Below are 16,700 nucleotides of genomic sequence, written 5' to 3' on the forward strand. Positions count from 1 at the left end.
CAAAAGAATAGGAATTGCCTTATGTTAGGCAGGGTTTTAAATTTGTTATTGTTACTACGCAGCATCAGTATAAGCATGGGGAAAAAATGAGATTATCAGTCATTATATTGGCTATCTTAATGATAAGCCTATTTATAATGGCCGCCTTTCTATTCTTTAAAAGAAGGCGGCTTGATGACTCACATCATCTTCCATCTCTTGCCAAACCAACTTATCGCAAGCTCACTTCAGATGACTATGGGCTTATTAGTGATTATTTATCTTATTTTGGTACGTCGGATTTTTCTTCTGGATATTCATTACAAAACTTCCCCGAAATGCCAATTAAAGGCGAAGTCGTTACAACATTAAGAAATATCGTTAACCGTTTTGCGGGCTCATCAGAAGGATTAAATCATTGGCGTTACTATATTGATGCTGTAGAAATTCACATTCCCCCACTGCTTGTTCCTTATCTTCAACAAGAAAATGTCCTCGATGTTGTGTGTACGCCATCTATCCCCATCGTAATTGGTGTTAATGGGCACTTTTTGAAAGATGAAAAAATTCATTTTTCTGCGCTGAGTTTAAAGCAACTTTCTGAACCTATCTTGGCAAATGGTTCATCCACGATCCAAAAGAATGAAGGTGATGCTGCCCATCTACTGCAAATTAGAGAAGAAACTAACGAAGAATACCGATTACATAACTCATCTGGCTTTTGGGATGGTTCTTTTGTTTGTATAGGGCTTACATTATGGCTAACGGCCCTAATGATGCCTCAGGTTTTCCTTCCTTGGATCTTAGCAATAGGAAGCTCATTTCTTGCCATTGGTATTTTCCTTATTCACAATCCTTTGATTAAACCTCGTAAGCAAGAGGTCCATTGTTTTAAAGGACGTTTAAAACGCTGGGGGCTTTTCGGTAATTTTGATCATGGGCAGGTGAAAAATGTTTCTTTAGGGGGGATTGATCTTATTTATCCACCTCATTGGGAGCCTTATATCCAAGGTTATATTGATAAAGTAACCTATTTAGAAATGTACCCTAGTCATCATGTTATAAAGCAAGGAAGTTATCTTTCATTACATGATGAAGAAAAAAATTATCCTTATAAACGGTATATTAAAAATATTATTTTCGTTTTTTGGAGCTTATTTATTATTGGCATGTTGTATCTTTATCAGCCACTTTCTCTTTCAATGAAACTCAGTTTTTCATGGCTTAAAGATACAGAACCTCATTTAGTAACCAATTTTACCGAATTAGAAACAACCGATTTGCATGTTGGGGATATTATTCAGGCGAAAGGGGTGGGTATGTGTTATATGCCACCTAATCTATCAAGTAAGAATAATAAAACTATTTTTGCACCTTTTGATTGTTCAGGTATTTACTGGAACAACAGCAATCCAATGCCGATGCCTGAGTCGAGCACAATCGAAAAAGCAGCTGCTTTATTACATATGGTTGAAGAGCAGCTTCATCCCGTTTCTAATAACCGAGTTAACCCAAGTTTAGGTCAAGCAATTACTAAATCAGGGATGAATCTTTTAGATAATTTCGATGGTATTGTGTTGAAAACACAGGATTTATGCCCGAGAGAGAACGAATGCATCCGCTTGAAAATGGCGTTAGTTAACTTGAGTAACGTCAATGACTGGGCTGCATTAGTTCAACGCGCGGAGAGTGGTAAACTAACGGGTACCAATGTTTTATTACGTGCAGTAAGTGCTGAGGCCTTGGAAAAGCTTATCGACACCACCACATCTTCTTTTATCTACCGAGAAATAGATAAAGCCGCAATTCTGTTAAATAGTCCGCCACCAGGTGGTGTGCTATTAATCAGTGATGAAAGAAAACAGCTCGTTGATTACGCGTCAAATTCAAACTCAGTGTTTGAACCCACGCCGTTAGAACAGTGGCGAGAGTTACAGCGTTTATCCGATATTTTATTACATACACCTTTTGATACGGGTGGAGTAATAACAGGTATGGTTGTTGATGCTAATGGTACGTTACAGATATTTTTACATAGCCTACCTGATTCAATGACAATGTTATATTACATCGGTAATACGTTATTATTGTTTCTTGCTATCGGGTTCTTAGTATTGAACCTATTTCTTATCATCCGGCGTCGGCGACAAAACAATCAACGCATGAATAAAATCAGTCTCTATTATGAGCACTGTTTTTATCGCCCTCCTCAGTAAGTCCCTTGTTGTGGAAGGCTATGTGTTTTCACTATCGCCTTCATAAAAGAAGTTGAAGTTAAGGAGAAAGGGATGAGTCAACCATCACAAGAAAGTGGTGTCCGTTTAGATAAATGGCTTTGGGCTGCTCGTTTTTATAAAACGCGCGCCATTGCTCGCACGATGATTGAAGGTGGTAAAGTCCATTACAATGGTGTGAGAGGCAAGCCAAGTAAAATCGTTGAAGAAGGCGCAGAAATACGTCTACGACAAGGTAATGATGAACGGACAGTAACCATTCTAATGGTGAGTTCACAGCGACAAGGTGCTACACAAGCGCAAGCACTCTATTGTGAAACACCAGAGAGTATTGCGAAAAGAGAAAAAATTGCTCTAGCGAGAAAAATGAATGCGTTAACAATGCCTCATCCTGAACGTCGCCCTGATAAAAAGGAAAGACGCACCTTACTTCGCTTCAAACAGACAAATTTACAAGAATCGGATTAACCGATTCCCTGAAATGAGAGAACGTTATGTCTAAAAAAGACTCTTTATCACGTTTTTTATTTGAAAAAAACGCGGTACGTGGTGAATTGGTCAATGTGACTGAAACCTATCAATCAATGCTTGAAAATCACCATTATCCTGAGCCAGTTCAATGTCTTCTGGGTGATTTGCTGGTGGCAACCAGTTTGTTAACAGCAACGCTTAAATTTGAAGGAGATATTACTGTTCAAATACAAGGCGATGGTCCAGTACGATTGGCTGTTATCAATGGTAATAATAATCAACAAATGCGCGGTGTGGCGCGAGTGGGCGATGATGTAAAGGCTGGAAGTACATTAAAAGAGATGATCGGGAATGGTTTTATGGTCATCACAGTAACACCAGAGAAAGGTGAACGTTATCAAGGTATTGTTGCTCTTGATGGTGAAACTATTGAAGCTTGTATTGATAACTATTTTAAACAATCAGAACAGTTACCAACTCGCGTATTTATTCGTAGTGGTATGCAAGCGGGTAAGCCTGCGGCTGCGGGAATGTTATTGCAAGTATTACCAGCATCAGAAGAGTTCACTGCGGAACATACGGCGGAACATTTTGAATTACTTACACAATTAACTCACACTATTAAGGCTGAGGAGTTATTTACGCTGGATACTAAAGAGATCTTACATCGTTTATATCACGAAGAAGATGTCACTCTTTACGAGCCTCAAGCAGTTGAATTTCATTGTACTTGTTCGCGTGAGCGCTGTGAAAATACATTAGTAACATTATCTAAAGAAGATGTGAACCACCTGTTGCAAGAACAGGGCAATATCGATATGGAATGCGAATATTGTGGAACTCATTACATCTTCACAGAGAGTGATATTCATAATATCAATAAGTTAGATGGATCTGAATTGCACTGATTCGATTTAGCAAGGTGATTTTATCAAAAGGACGCTATTTTGCGTCCTTTTTTATTCAACAATTTTTCTGTAGTTTTGTGCATTAGCTCTCGTTCTTAACATAAAAAAATTATAAATTTTCAAAATATTGATAACAATCGCTGTTAATTACTCGTAACACCCTAATATTGCTCGTAGAAAGGTCTATTTATCAGGAGCGAAACTATGAGCGTTAAAGGTCTTACCCCTAAGGATCTCCAGCAGTACGGTATTAAGGACACAAGTGAAATCATTTATAACCCAAGCTATGAGCTGTTATTTAATGAAGAAACCCAGCCAGGATTAACTGGTTATGAACGAGGCACATTAACCTCGTTAGGCGCTATTGCCGTTGATACAGGTATATTTACTGGACGTTCTCCGAAAGATAAATACATTGTTCGTGATGATGTTACTCGTGACACAGTGTGGTGGGCTGATCAGGGAAAAGGTAAAAATGATAATAAGCCACTCTCACAAGAAGTGTGGTCTGACTTAAAATCATTGGTAACCAATCAGCTATCAGGCAAACGTTTGTTTGTTGTTGATGCATTTTGTGGTGCGAATGCGGATACACGTTTAAAAGTACGTTTTATCACGGAAGTTGCTTGGCAAGCTCATTTTGTTAAAAATATGTTTATTCGCCCTGAACAAGAAGAGCTGGAAAATTTCACACCAGACTTCATTGTGATGAACGGAGCAAAATGTACAAATCCAAATTGGAAGGAACAAGGACTTAATTCTGAGAACTTCGTTGCTTTCAATTTAACTGAACGCATTCAGTTAATCGGCGGTACTTGGTACGGTGGCGAGATGAAGAAAGGTATGTTCTCTATGATGAACTACTTCCTTCCTCTTAAAGGTATGGCTTCTATGCACTGCTCCGCAAACGTTGGCGAAAGTGGTGATGTGGCTATTTTCTTTGGTTTATCCGGTACAGGTAAAACAACCCTTTCAACGGACCCTAAGCGTAAGCTAATTGGTGATGATGAGCATGGTTGGGATGATGACGGTGTGTTTAACTTTGAAGGGGGTTGTTATGCGAAAACGATCCACTTATCAAAAGAAGCTGAACCTGATATCTATGGTGCAATTAAACGTGATGCACTATTAGAAAATGTGGTTGTGTTGTCGGATGGTTCTGTTGATTTCGACGATGGCTCAAAAACAGAAAATACTCGTGTTTCTTACCCGATTTATCATATCGATAATATCGTTAAACCAGTTTCTAAAGCGGGCCACGCTAAGAAAGTGATTTTCTTAACTGCAGATGCTTTTGGTGTGTTACCTCCTGTTTCACGTTTAACGCCAGAACAAACGCAATACCACTTTTTATCGGGTTTTACCGCTAAGCTTGCGGGAACAGAACGTGGTGTAACAGAGCCAACACCTACATTCTCAGCTTGTTTTGGCGCGGCATTCTTATCTCTGCATCCAACACAATACGCTGAAGTATTAGTAAAACGTATGCAAGCATCTGGCGCAAAAGCCTATCTGGTTAATACAGGTTGGAACGGCACAGGTAAGCGTATCTCAATTAAAGATACTCGCGCTATTATTGATGCCATCTTAAATGGTGATATTGATAAGGCACCAATGAAAACATTACCTGTGTTTGATTTAGAAATCCCAACAGTGTTACCCGGTGTTAATAGTGAAATTTTAGATCCTCGTGATACTTATGCTGATAAAGCACAATGGGATGTGAAAGCAGACGATCTTGCTGATCGTTTTGTGAAAAACTTTGATAAATATACAGATACTCCAGCTGGCCAAGCTCTGACAAAAGTTGGACCAAAACGTTAATTTCTTAGAGTATTAGTAAAAAGAGTATTAGTAAAAACACCAAATTTATAGGATATGATTTTGGTGTTTTTTTATTTGAGGTATTAGAGATAAAAAAAATCCCTGAAATGCGAGAGTATTTCAGGGAGTAAAAAGGAAATAAAGTGAAACTATACTATTAGAGAAAAAGTGGCTTTAGAGGGTGATAACCCAACTATGCTTTTACAGGAGGCAAATCAAACAATAAAACTTCACTGTCTTCATCACCAACAAAACGGATCATATCTTCATCAGCAATAGCTACACCATCACTGGTGGTCGCAATTATGTCATTTATGGCTATTTTTCCTTTTACAACTTGTAGCCAAATATTGCGTCCCGCTTCTACTTGATATTGTGCTTCTTCACCTTTTTTCAGGTTCCAACGCCATAAGGTCATATCTTGGAATACTTTTAAAGAGCCATCACGGGCATCTGGCGACAAAATAAGCTGTTTACTTACTGTTGTATCAAAACGACGTTGATCGTAGCGTGGTGTGATACCGACAGTATTTGGCATAATCCAAATTTGGTAGAAATGTAGCCCTTGATCACTATTCGGATTATATTCTGAATGGGTGATCCCTGTACCTGCACTCATTATCTGAAACTCACCAGCAGGAACATTTTCTTTATTACCCATACTGTCTTTGTGCTCGATATTACCTTCAAGGACATAGGTTAAAATTTCCATGTCTTTATGAGGGTGAGTACCAAAGCCTTCACCAGGTATTACACGATCTTCATTAATCACGCGTAATGCAGAAAATCCCATAAAATCACGATCGTAATAGTTTGCGAAAGAGAAGGTATGCCAGCTATCTAGCCAACCATGATTAGCGTGTCCTCTTTCATTTGCTTTGCGTAGATAAATCATTATGTGTTTCCTTCTCATCAGTTGTTGAACACAGTTTACGCAATAGCACAAAGTAGAAAAGCGGAGGAATTTAACCTGAAGATCCAAATAATTTGAATAAAGAGAAACAAGAACATCGAATAAGTTTTAGAAAAGAAAAAAGCCAGCACCCGGCTGGCTAAATAAAACACTGGAAGCAATGTGAGCAATGTCGTTCTTTCATATCACCCTGAAGGTGGTGCGTCTGAAAGTGTTATTGATGATAATAGTTCTCAGTATCATTTGTAAAGCCTTTTTTTTAAGCAATACAGAAAAAAGCAATGAAAAGCTTTTAACTTACTGATTAACGAGTCGTTTTATTTTAATGATTTTTTAAAATAGTAATATAACCAAATAGTTAACAATATTTTTTATAAGGTTATTTGTAGGGGAAAGGACAAGAATTACACTATAAAACCAGAACAAAAGAAGGGGTATGAGCCATTTTGAGTCGCTATTCAGTGATAAAACAAAGTCCAGCTATCACTGATTGATGATAACTGGGTTTTGTTATGTAGAACTTATAAGTTTATAGAATTATAAAACCAATATTTATAACTTTAATATTGGTAAATTTATTCATTATTACTCAGAAAAAGTTGATTTGGGTGTTGAAATAAGGCTCTGAGCACAGGCATACGCCGAACTCCATGCCCATTGGAAGTTATATCCACCTAACCAACCGGTTACATCCACTACTTCACCAATGAAATAGAGTCCTTTTACTTTAGTGGCTTCCATTGTTTTAGAGGAAAGGGCTCGAGTATCTACGCCACCTAGAGTGACTTCCGCAGTACGATATCCTTCAGTGCCATTAGGCTGAACTTGCCATTCTTGTAGCAACACTGCAATTTGAGTAATACGTTCATTGCTAAGTTGAGTGAGAGGAACATCAGGTAACTGTTTATTTTCTATCATTATTTCAATAAAACGCTTTGGTAATAAGCGGGATAATGTATTTTTTAATGATTGATTTGGGTGCTCTTGGCGTTTTTCTTGTAGAAGATTTTCAAGATCAACATTCGGAAGTAAGTTAATACTTACATACTCTCCAGGTTGCCAATAACTAGAGATTTGCAAAATAGCTGGCCCTGAAAGGCCTCTGTGAGTAAAAAGAATGTTTTCTTTAAAACTCGTTCCACTTTTTGCTGTCACAATAGCGGGTACAGCAACGCCTGATAGTTGGCTAAATTGCTCAAGCTGAGGTTTATGCAGTGTAAAAGGCACTAAGCCTGCACGAGTGGGTAAAACAGGAAGACCAAATTGTTCTGCGACTTTATAGCCAAAAGGAGTAGCACCTAAACCGGGCATAGAAAGCCCACCACTGGCAATGACAACAGAAGAGGTCACAATTGCTTTTCCATCAACAAAAACAGTGAAGCTTTCATTTTTTTTCTCGATTAACGTTACCTCGCTACGTAAGCGAACACTCACTTTCCCTTTTTGACACTCAGCAAGTAATAAATCCACAATTTGCTGTGCTGAATCATCACAAAAGAGTTGGCCTAATGTTTTCTCATGATAGGCAATGTTATGTTTTTGCACTAACTCAATAAAATCCCATTGCGTATAGCGAGCAAGTGCTGACTTACAAAAATGAGGATTCTCTGATAAATAGGCTGAAGGCTCAATGTACATATTGGTAAAATTGCAACGACCGCCTCCTGACATAAGAATTTTTCGACCTGCTTTTTTACCGTTATCTAGCACTAAAACAGATAATCCTGCTTGTCCTGCTAAAGACGCACAAAAAAGCCCCGCGGCACCTGCACCTATAATTACTGTATCGTATGATCCCACAATGATGTCTCGTTCTTGGTTTTCTCTGACTACTTAATCAATGATTTTCGCGTAAGATCAGAGTATTTTTGTAAAATTATATGGAGAAATCTGCATTTTTCACCTAAATTCGTATTAGCAAGGAAAAAAATTGTCAGAAATTTACTTTTTTTTTATTTTTATTAATTAAATGATATATAAGGAATTATCTTAAAAAGGCTCTGATTTTCTTGGTTATCAAATCAAAAAAAGGTTAAATTTCGCTTCCACCGTTCGCATTTGTCGCTGATAATGCGCCGCGTTCATGTCCAACTAACTGGCTTAACGTCTATGCTACATTTGTTTACTGACCTAGAATTTCATACAGGTTTAATGTTGGTTTTAGCACTGCTTTTTGTGCTATTTTATGAAGCTATTAACGGCTTCCATGATACCGCAAATGCGGTAGCAACTGTTATCTATACTCGTGCTATGCGTGCGCAATTTGCGGTCGTGATGGCGGGTGTATTTAACTTCCTTGGAGTTTTGCTCGGTGGTTTGAGCGTAGCTTATGCTATCGTTCACTTGTTACCGACAGATCTTCTGCTGAATGTGAGCTCAGGTCATGGCCTTGCTATGGTCTTCTCGTTGCTGTTAGCTGCCATTATCTGGAACTTAGGTACATGGTATTTCGGCATTCCAGCATCAAGTTCACATACGCTGATAGGTGCTATCATTGGTATTGGTTTAACAAATGCTATCGTGACAGATTCGTCTATCGTTGATGCGTTAAACATTCCAAAAATGATCAGTATCTTCCTATCGCTCATTCTTTCTCCAATTATCGGCTTGGTTATTGCAGGCGCGATGATTTTTTTACTGCGCCGTTACTGGAGTGGTACGAAAAAACGTCGTCGTATTCACCTGACACCAGCTGAACGTGAAAAACAGGATGGTAAGCGTAAGCCACCATTTTGGACTCGTACTGCACTGATTTTATCTGCGGTTGGGGTCAGTTTTTCTCATGGCGCAAATGATGGGCAGAAAGGTATCGGTCTTATCATGTTGGTATTAATTGGCGTGGCGCCTGCGGGCTTTGTCGTCAATATGAGTGCTAGCGGGTACGATATCACCAAAACACATGATGCCGTTGTGCACTTACAGCAGTATTATGAGAAGCATCAGCCAGCATTACAGCATGCTATCGAAAATACACCAGGAGTGTCAGCACAAACTGATCCTAGTGATACCGATTTCCATTGTAACAGCGCGAGAACGCCAATTGTTCTGAATCAAACAGAACAAATGCTGGCAAATATTAGTTCTTATGATGAACTAACAGCAGACCAGCGTGCTCAAATGCGTCGATTACTAATGTGTATCGCTGATACCGCAACAGAAGTGGCTAAATTACCTGAAACTAGCGCCCAAGATGCACGGTTCTTAAAAACATTGAGTCGTGACCTGCTAAACACTGTGGAATATGCACCGATTTGGATCATTGTTGCAGTGGCATTAGCGCTCTCTATTGGGACAATGGTAGGTTGGAAACGTGTTGCAGTAACGATTGGTGAAAAAATTGGTAAAAAAGGTATGACTTATGCTCAAGGGGTTTCTGCTCAGGTAACAGCAGCAGTGTCCATTGGTGTCGCAAGTTATACGGGTATGCCTGTATCAACAACACAAGTTTTGTCATCTGCCGTTGCAGGTACAATGATTGTAGATGGTGGTGGAGTTCAATCGAAGACGATAAAAAATATCGGACTTGCTTGGATCTTAACATTACCAGTTAGCATTGGTTTATCAGGTTTACTTTATTGGATATCACTGACATTCATTGTGAATAGCTGATAAACAATAAACTACCCAAGTTTGTTTATAAACGGTGACTTTTAGTCACCGTTTTTTTGTTTTTGTCACCTACCAAATAAGCATCGCAATTAAACTTGCTACAGCCAAAATACAAAAACGGCTAACAAGATAAAATTGCCGATAAATTCGCTCGCAACGCATAATCACTTCAGGATTATGATGGTTGGTATATTGGCGTTGGTTGATGTAGCGGATAAGTCGCAATTGTTTTGAAAATTGCCCATGCATAGTAAAAAACCCATTACCATCTACTGATTGATAGAGTAACGGATCAGATTGGCGCAGTATTGTGAGTAACACCCGAATAGATGAAAAATAACGCATCATATTAATCAGGCAAAGAATACAGAGCGCCCAAAAGATAACAATGACATTAAACATAATCCCCTCCCTAGAATAATAGATTCAGAGATGAGAAAACCTTTACCCATAGAGGTTATTTTTTCTCTTATTTAAGTTTAGGTGAAATTAAGCAATAAACAAAAGTGACGTGTTCAAGTTGTTTCCTTTTTCAAAAAAATGGATAAAAAATAACTCTAAAAGGGTGTTTTTGTTGTTTTTTATACTCAATTCTCATTATTATGATGATATTGTCGGTGAATGACATCGTGATAATCTAAAATGGTGTATATTGTTATTTATCGATAGATGCTTTCTTGATGAATTTGACATAAGTTGTGATCAAGGCGACATCTAACTTTCATCTTAAAACGTTATATTTAATATATAGGATTTAGGCTTAACCGCCTTTCCAACCGATTAATCAGCTTATGGAAGGAGTTTACGATGGCTTATAAGCATATTCTAGTGGCAGTTGATTTATCCCCTGAGAGTAACGTCTTAGTACAGAAAGCTGTATCTATGGCAAAACCCTATAATGCCAAAGTTTCCTTAATTCACGTTGATGTTAACTATTCTGATCTTTATACCGGTCTAATTGATGTCAACCTCGGTGATATGCAACAACGTATTACTGATGAAACCCGTAACGCGTTAAAAGACCTCTCAGATAAATCAGGTTATGAAATTCAGGAAACCTTGAGTGGTAGCGGTGATTTAGGCCAAGTTCTGGTTGATGCGATTAAAAAATACGATATGGATTTAGTTGTTTGCGGTCATCACCAAGACTTCTGGAGCAAATTGATGTCATCAGCACGTCAATTAATTAATACTGTGCATGTTGATATGTTAATTGTTCCTCTGAAAGATGATGAAGAATAATCGCTTGCTTGTTTAAGCAAAAAAAATGCCTGCTTATGCAGGTATTTTTTTGTCTAAAATTCCTATTTTTCCTGCTGTTAAGTGGAGTCAACCTTTTTTTTTTGTCTAATTATGAAAAAAATGTCTTGAAGTGTGAATGTATTTTAATGATATATTCAAGAAGCAAAACAACATCAACCTCACAAAACCCAAAAATATTCCGAATAAATGAGGTTATGCCAACATCACATTACACAAAAAAGGAATAGCGGAATGAATATATCTGGCTCATTGTCTTCGTTTTTAGAAGGGGTAGAAAAATATAACGCTCATCAACCTGAGTATCATCAGGCTGTTCGTGAAGTTTTTACCACTTTGTGGCCTTTTTTAGAAAAAAACCCACAATATCGTGAACAATCATTACTTGAGCGCTTAGTTGAGCCTGAACGTATTATTCAGTTTCGCGTTTGTTGGTTAGATGATAAAGGGCAAGTGCAAGTTAACCGCGCATGGCGTATCCAATTTAACTCAGCTATCGGGCCTTACAAAGGTGGTATGCGTTTTCATCCTTCTGTGAATCTCTCTATCCTAAAATTCTTAGGGTTTGAGCAAACATTTAAAAATGCCTTAACGACATTACCAATGGGTGGCGCGAAAGGTGGCTCTGACTTTAATCCTAAAGGCAAAAGCCATGGGGAAGTCATGCGTTTTTGTCAGGCTTTAATGACTGAACTTTATCGTCATTTAGGGGCTAACACAGATGTTCCAGCAGGAGATATTGGTGTGGGTGCGCGTGAAGTTGGCTTTATGGCAGGCATGATGAAAAAACTGTCTAATAGTAATGAATGTGTATTTACAGGCAAAGGCCTTTCATTCGGAGGTAGTCTAATCCGCCCAGAAGCCACTGGATATGGTTTAGTTTACTTTACTAATGCGATGCTTAAACGTCATGGTATGTCTCTTGAGGGGATGCGTGTGGCAGTTTCTGGTGCAGGTAATGTAGCGCAATTCACTATCGAAAAATGCTTAGAGCTAGGCGCTAAGGTTATCACAGCATCCGATTCAGGTGGTACGGTTGTTGATGAAGCCGGATTTACTACTGAAAAACTCGCACGTTTAACTGAAATTAAAAATAATTATAGTCGTGTTGAAGAGTATGCGAAAGAATTTGGTTTAACCTATCTTGAAGGGCAACAACCTTGGGCAGTTCCTGTTGATATTGCTCTACCTTGTGCAACACAAAATGAATTAGATATAGAGGCGGCAAAAGTCTTGATCAAAAATGGCGTTAAAGCCGTTGCTGAAGGTGCGAATATGCCAACAACGATTGCAGCAACAGACGCCTTTATCGAGGCAGGTGTCCTTTTTGCACCAGGAAAAGCTGCCAATGCGGGGGGGGTTGCAACCTCTGGTTTAGAGATGGCGCAGAATGCGGCACGTTTAAGCTGGAAAGCCGAAAAAGTGGATGCTCGCTTACATCACATTATGTTAGATATTCACCATGCTTGTGTGAATTACGGTGGTGAAGGTAAGCAGACTAATTATATTCAAGGTGCGAATATTGCAGGCTTTGTCAAAGTTGCGGATGCAATGCTGGCTCAAGGCGTGCTGTAAATCTCATTGATTCTGAACGGGTGTTTAACACCCGTCAGATTTCAAACTAATTTCTTTATCCTTGTATGTCAGTGTTTACACAAGGGTAAATATCAAAACGGTGATTTTTTGTTGTTATATTGGCATGTGCAGGCTGATTATTTAATGGTTCAGCATAATCAGGACGTTTTACGACAACACGTTTTTTTGCCAAAGTCATTGCGGGTTCTAGCAGTGTATCTGCATCTTCATCAGCACCGACTAAGGATTGGAACACTCGCATCTCTTTCTTTACTAATGCGCTTTTTGCTTTATGTGGGTACATCGGGTCAAGATAGACAACATCAGGAGGAGGCGTGATCTCAGTGAGTGCTTGGGCAGAAGAAGCATGAATTAACGTCATTCTCTCTTGCATCCATTCACCAATATCAGCATCGAGATAAGCACGTTTTAAGCCATCCTCAAGTAATGCAGCAACCACGGGGTGACGCTCTACCATTCTGACTTTGCAACCAATAGACGCTAAGACAAACGCATCACGACCAAGTCCTGCGGTTGCATCAATTACATCAGGCAGGTAGTCTTTTTTGATCCCAACTGCTTTTGCCACCGCTTCACCTCGACCACCGCCAAATTTACGACGATGAGCCATGGTACCCTCTACGAAATCTACATAGATGCCACCTAATTTAGGTTCATCTTGTTTGCGTAATTCAAGGTGAGTCGGCGTTAACACTAAAGCCATTGTTTGCGTTTCGTCGTGAACTAATCCCCAACGTTGCGCTAAATCAGATAAGGCGCTGTTATCAGCGCCTTCTTCACAAAGTAAACAGATATTCACATATCATCCTTTAATGCCGTAGCCTTTAAGCATAGCATCAAGTTTTGGCTCACGACCACGGAAGCGTTTGAACAGTTCCATTGGCTCTTCAGAACCGCCACGAGTTAAAATATTATCTAGGAATGATTGGCCTGTTTCGCGATTAAAAATCCCTTCTTCGGAGAAACGAGAGAAGGCATCCGCTGCAAGCACATCAGCCCATAAATAGCTGTAATAACCTGCGGCATAACCACCTGCGAATATATGGCTAAAGGCATGAGGAAAACGAGCCCAAGGTGTTGACGGAACAACAGATACTTGATCTTTCACACTGGTTAAGGTTTCCATTACACGCGCCCCTTTTGCTGGGTCATATTCTGCATGTAAACGGAAATCAAATAGACCAAATTCTAGTTGACGTAACACAAACATTGCAGACTGATAATTTTTTGCTTTAAGCATATTATCAAGCATTGCCTGTGGTAATGGCTCGCCAGTTTCATAATGACCCGAAATAAAGGCTAATGCTTCTGGCTCCCAGCACCAGTTTTCCATAAACTGGCTTGGTAATTCAACCGCATCCCATGGCACACCGTTAATGCCAGCAACATCAGCAGTATCAATTTGCGTTAACATATGATGTAGGCCATGACCAAACTCATGGAACAGTGTGGTGACTTCGTTATGAGTAAACAGTGCAGGTTTATCACCTACAGGTTTATTGAAGTTACAGGTGAGATAAGCAACAGGGTTTTGTAGCTTGCCATCGGCATGACGCATTCTTCCCATGCAGTCATCCATCCAAGCACCACCACGTTTGTGTTCACGTGCATACAAATCAAGATAGAAGCTACCGCGCAAGGTGTTACTTTCATCGTAAAGCTCAAAGAAACGAACATCATCATGCCAAGTGTCGATGTCGTTACGCTCTTTAGCTGTTAAACCATAGATACGATGAACAACTTCAAATAAGCCACTTAAAGCACGTTGTTCAGGGAAGTAAGGACGCAGTTGCTCATCATCGATTGAAAACAGGTGTTGTTTCTGTTTTTCGCTGTAATAAGCCAAATCCCATGATTCTAATTTATCAACACCATAGTGCTCTTTTGCAAATTGGGTGAGTTCAGCTAACTCTTCTTTACCTTGTGGGTGAGCGCGTTGTGCTAAGTCAGTTAAAAAACTAAGGACTTGTTCTGGAGACTCTGCCATTTTAGTGGCAAGTGACTTTTCAGCATAATTTTTGAAACCAAGGAGTTGAGCGAGTTCGTGGCGTAATGCAAGGATCTCAGCGATAATTTCGCTGTTATCCCACTGACCTGCATTTGGGCCTTGATCAGAGGCTCGCGTACTATAAGCGATACTCATCTCTTTTCTTAGTTCACGATTATCAGCATATGTCATGACAGGCAGATAGCTTGGCATATCAAGCGTTAATAGGTAGCCTTCTTGCTCTTTGGCTTGTGCGATAGCTTTTGCAGCATCAATAGCACTTTGAGGCATACCGGATAAATCTTCTACATCAGTAATTAGTTTAGACCAACCCATCGTTGCATCTAATACGTTATTTCCATATTTAGCGCCTAACTCAGACATACGCGCGCTGATTTCACCAAAACGCTGTTGTTTCTCTTTGGGTAAGCCGATACCTGATAATTCGAAGTCACGTAATGCGTTTTCAATCGCTTTTTTTTGTGGTTGAGTTAGTGCATTAAAATTAGCACTTTCTTTAATTGATTTATAAGCTTGATATAAGCCTTCATGTTGTCCCATCCATGTACTGAATTCAGACAGCAATGGTAAACTTTGCTCATAGGCTTCACGTAGTTCAGCACTATTTTTGACAGAGTTTAAATGGCTGACTGGAGACCAAACACGAGAAAGTTTATCGCCCGCTTCTGCTAATGGCTGGCAAAGGTTATCCCAGTTAAATTGAGTATTTTCAGCCAGTAATTTTTCAACTGTTTCACGGTAAGTTGTTAACACTTCTTTTAATGCAGGAACAACATGTTCTGGTTTGATCTGGGAAAATGCAGGTAATCCCGTTGTGCTAAGTAATGGATTTGACATAAAAAACATCCTGTATTTTGGTTTGCAGTGACGTAAAACACACCACTGAGTTTATTCGTTATAGATAGTAAGATGAGGATGAAACTGTATAAGTTCAATAGTATCGCGGTAATTATCCGAAGTTTTACTCAAAAACGGGATTATTTTATTTGAAAGGGGTTTTATTGATTTGATGCACTTGGGATTAAAAATAATTCAGCGTATAATCATCCCGTTATTTCCTTTTGACCCATTCAAAAATGGAAGATCATCGTCCCCGGTGGGGCGGCTGGACTTCAAATCCAGATGGGGCCGCCAGCGGTCCTTGGCAGGTTCGACTCCTGTGATCTTCCGCCACTTCTTATTTCATCACTTCTTTCTAATAAAGCATCTAATTCTTTCTTTATCATATTGTTTTTCATAGTATTGCATAACGTATAGAGAGTGGAGGCAATTCGATGAGCGAAAATTTTTCTAAAGCACCAAAGGGCGAATATTGCAGTACTGAAAGATTTGCTGAAAAGAGGTAAGCAGAAGAAGTAGCTTTCTAGTTTGCGTGATGCTTTGCTTCCTAATCTTCTCTCCGGATAACTAACGGCTCATAATAACGGATATATATTAAGAACCAGTTAGTATTAGCTGATTTTTACAGGTTTTAGTTGAATTGATTTTCTAACTAGAAATCAGTCTTAGAAAAACCGGTCATACCATCTAGCTCCATTTCGCGCCCTAATGCGGTCATTGGATGGACAATTATCAGGCCCCGTACAGTTTTCTTCAGCTTGCCAATATCCGCTTGTTCTTTCTTAGTAATGAGGCGTTTGAATGGCATATCTTCTAATTTTTGTGCTTCTTTACTGAGTTTGTTGTTACGTACTGCTTTCAGACGAGCGATTTCAGTTTCCAGTTCTACTTTTTCTTTTTCAAACTCTGCGTATTTTTCCGCTTTTTCCGCTTCATCTGGCAACGAGATATTTGCCATTTTATGACGAATAAGATCTAAACGGTCGCTAAGGAGTTTGATTTTTGCTTTTTCGATTTCTTTCATTATTAATTAACCATGAACAAGTTTCTTGTTGGTA

At 39.2% G+C, this 16,700-nt stretch carries 13 protein-coding genes and 1 tRNA gene; 8 read left to right on the plus strand and 6 right to left on the minus strand.

Annotated elements, in window-relative coordinates; all coding sequences use genetic code 11:
• The first annotated feature begins 86 nt into the window (after positions 1-86).
• From umoB to pckA, 4 genes are all read left to right on the plus strand, one after another.
• Positions 87-2,195, plus strand: coding sequence for a flagellar biogenesis regulator UmoB (gene umoB, locus ABN080_RS14435; RefSeq protein WP_072068951.1), 2,109 nt, complete (start codon positions 87-89; stop codon positions 2,193-2,195).
• Between the two features lie 72 nt (positions 2,196-2,267).
• Complete coding sequence (gene hslR, locus ABN080_RS14440; protein WP_072068950.1) at positions 2,268-2,681, plus strand: ribosome-associated heat shock protein Hsp15; 414 nt, start codon at positions 2,268-2,270, stop codon at positions 2,679-2,681.
• Between the two features lie 26 nt (positions 2,682-2,707).
• The gene (gene hslO, locus ABN080_RS14445; RefSeq protein ID WP_340894365.1) at positions 2,708-3,592 is read left to right on the plus strand and encodes an Hsp33 family molecular chaperone HslO; all 885 of its coding nucleotides are present in this window, start codon (positions 2,708-2,710) and stop codon (positions 3,590-3,592) included.
• 204 nt (positions 3,593-3,796) lie between these two features.
• Positions 3,797-5,416 (plus strand): phosphoenolpyruvate carboxykinase (ATP), encoded by a 1,620-nt coding sequence (gene pckA / locus ABN080_RS14450; protein ID WP_349441357.1) that lies wholly within the window; start codon positions 3,797-3,799, stop codon positions 5,414-5,416.
• Positions 5,417-5,609: 193 nt separating this feature from the next.
• Here the strand turns inward: pckA and ABN080_RS14455 are convergent, their stop codons facing one another.
• On the minus strand, positions 5,610-6,311 hold the full coding sequence (locus tag ABN080_RS14455; protein WP_349441358.1) for a pirin family protein: 702 nt from the start codon (positions 6,309-6,311) through the stop codon (positions 5,610-5,612).
• Positions 6,312-6,914: 603 nt separating this feature from the next.
• Positions 6,915-8,129 carry a BaiN/RdsA family NAD(P)/FAD-dependent oxidoreductase gene (locus ABN080_RS14460; protein WP_349441359.1) on the minus strand — a complete coding sequence of 405 codons (1,215 nt, stop codon included), beginning with the start codon at positions 8,127-8,129 and terminating at the stop codon, positions 6,915-6,917.
• 309 nt (positions 8,130-8,438) lie between these two features.
• Here ABN080_RS14460 and pitA point away from each other — a divergent pair, with 309 nt between their 5' ends.
• Entirely contained in the window at positions 8,439-9,938 is a 1,500-nt protein-coding gene (gene pitA / locus ABN080_RS14465) for an inorganic phosphate transporter PitA (RefSeq protein ID WP_196554477.1), read from the plus strand.
• A gap of 69 nt (positions 9,939-10,007) precedes the next feature.
• On the opposite strand, the gene uspB is transcribed toward pitA, so the two are convergent.
• Positions 10,008-10,340 carry a universal stress protein UspB gene (gene uspB / locus ABN080_RS14470; RefSeq protein WP_072068946.1) on the minus strand — a complete coding sequence of 111 codons (333 nt, stop codon included), beginning with the start codon at positions 10,338-10,340 and terminating at the stop codon, positions 10,008-10,010.
• Between the two features lie 405 nt (positions 10,341-10,745).
• Here uspB and uspA point away from each other — a divergent pair, with 405 nt between their 5' ends.
• Positions 10,746-11,180, plus strand: a complete 435-nt coding sequence (uspA, locus tag ABN080_RS14475; RefSeq protein ID WP_072068945.1) for a universal stress protein UspA — start codon at positions 10,746-10,748, stop codon at positions 11,178-11,180.
• A 252-nt stretch (positions 11,181-11,432) separates the two neighbouring features.
• The gene (gene gdhA / locus ABN080_RS14480; protein ID WP_349441360.1) at positions 11,433-12,773 is read left to right on the plus strand and encodes an NADP-specific glutamate dehydrogenase; all 1,341 of its coding nucleotides are present in this window, start codon (positions 11,433-11,435) and stop codon (positions 12,771-12,773) included.
• 55 nt (positions 12,774-12,828) lie between these two features.
• Here the strand turns inward: gdhA and rsmJ are convergent, their stop codons facing one another.
• A complete protein-coding gene (gene rsmJ, locus ABN080_RS14485) occupies positions 12,829-13,593 on the minus strand; it encodes a 16S rRNA (guanine(1516)-N(2))-methyltransferase RsmJ (RefSeq protein WP_349441361.1) in 765 nt (254 codons plus the stop codon).
• A gap of 3 nt (positions 13,594-13,596) precedes the next feature.
• Positions 13,597-15,639, minus strand: coding sequence for an oligopeptidase A (gene prlC, locus ABN080_RS14490; protein WP_284551276.1), 2,043 nt, complete (start codon positions 15,637-15,639; stop codon positions 13,597-13,599).
• A 241-nt stretch (positions 15,640-15,880) separates the two neighbouring features.
• Between prlC and ABN080_RS14495 the strand changes: the two genes are divergently transcribed.
• A tRNA-Sec gene (locus tag ABN080_RS14495) sits at positions 15,881-15,975 on the plus strand.
• Between the two features lie 319 nt (positions 15,976-16,294).
• Here ABN080_RS14495 and ABN080_RS14500 read toward each other — a convergent pair.
• On the minus strand, positions 16,295-16,666 hold the full coding sequence (locus ABN080_RS14500) for a YibL family ribosome-associated protein (RefSeq protein ID WP_340894357.1): 372 nt from the start codon (positions 16,664-16,666) through the stop codon (positions 16,295-16,297).
• Between the last annotated feature and the right edge of the window lie 34 nt (positions 16,667-16,700).

Origin of the sequence: Proteus sp. fly-1089 (assembly GCF_040138965.1) — a bacterium.
Classification (GTDB): Bacteria; Pseudomonadota; Gammaproteobacteria; order Enterobacterales; family Enterobacteriaceae; genus Proteus; species Proteus vulgaris_B.

What these genes read in the sequence shown, in the direction of transcription:
- uspA (WP_072068945.1), top strand. Translation starts at nt 10,746, where the DNA reads ATGGCTTATAAGCATATTCTAGTGGCAGTTGATTTATCCCCTGAGAGT.
- ABN080_RS14500 (WP_340894357.1), bottom strand. Translation starts at nt 16,666, where the DNA reads ATGAAAGAAATCGAAAAAGCAAAAATCAAACTCCTTAGCGACCGTTTA.
- hslO (WP_340894365.1), top strand. Translation starts at nt 2,708, where the DNA reads ATGTCTAAAAAAGACTCTTTATCACGTTTTTTATTTGAAAAAAACGCG.
- hslR (WP_072068950.1), top strand. Translation starts at nt 2,268, where the DNA reads ATGAGTCAACCATCACAAGAAAGTGGTGTCCGTTTAGATAAATGGCTT.
- pckA (WP_349441357.1), top strand. Translation starts at nt 3,797, where the DNA reads ATGAGCGTTAAAGGTCTTACCCCTAAGGATCTCCAGCAGTACGGTATT.
- uspB (WP_072068946.1), bottom strand. Translation starts at nt 10,340, where the DNA reads ATGTTTAATGTCATTGTTATCTTTTGGGCGCTCTGTATTCTTTGCCTG.
- pitA (WP_196554477.1), top strand. Translation starts at nt 8,439, where the DNA reads ATGCTACATTTGTTTACTGACCTAGAATTTCATACAGGTTTAATGTTG.
- prlC (WP_284551276.1), bottom strand. Translation starts at nt 15,639, where the DNA reads ATGTCAAATCCATTACTTAGCACAACGGGATTACCTGCATTTTCCCAG.
- ABN080_RS14455 (WP_349441358.1), bottom strand. Translation starts at nt 6,311, where the DNA reads ATGATTTATCTACGCAAAGCAAATGAAAGAGGACACGCTAATCATGGT.
- umoB (WP_072068951.1), top strand. Translation starts at nt 87, where the DNA reads ATGAGATTATCAGTCATTATATTGGCTATCTTAATGATAAGCCTATTT.
- gdhA (WP_349441360.1), top strand. Translation starts at nt 11,433, where the DNA reads ATGAATATATCTGGCTCATTGTCTTCGTTTTTAGAAGGGGTAGAAAAA.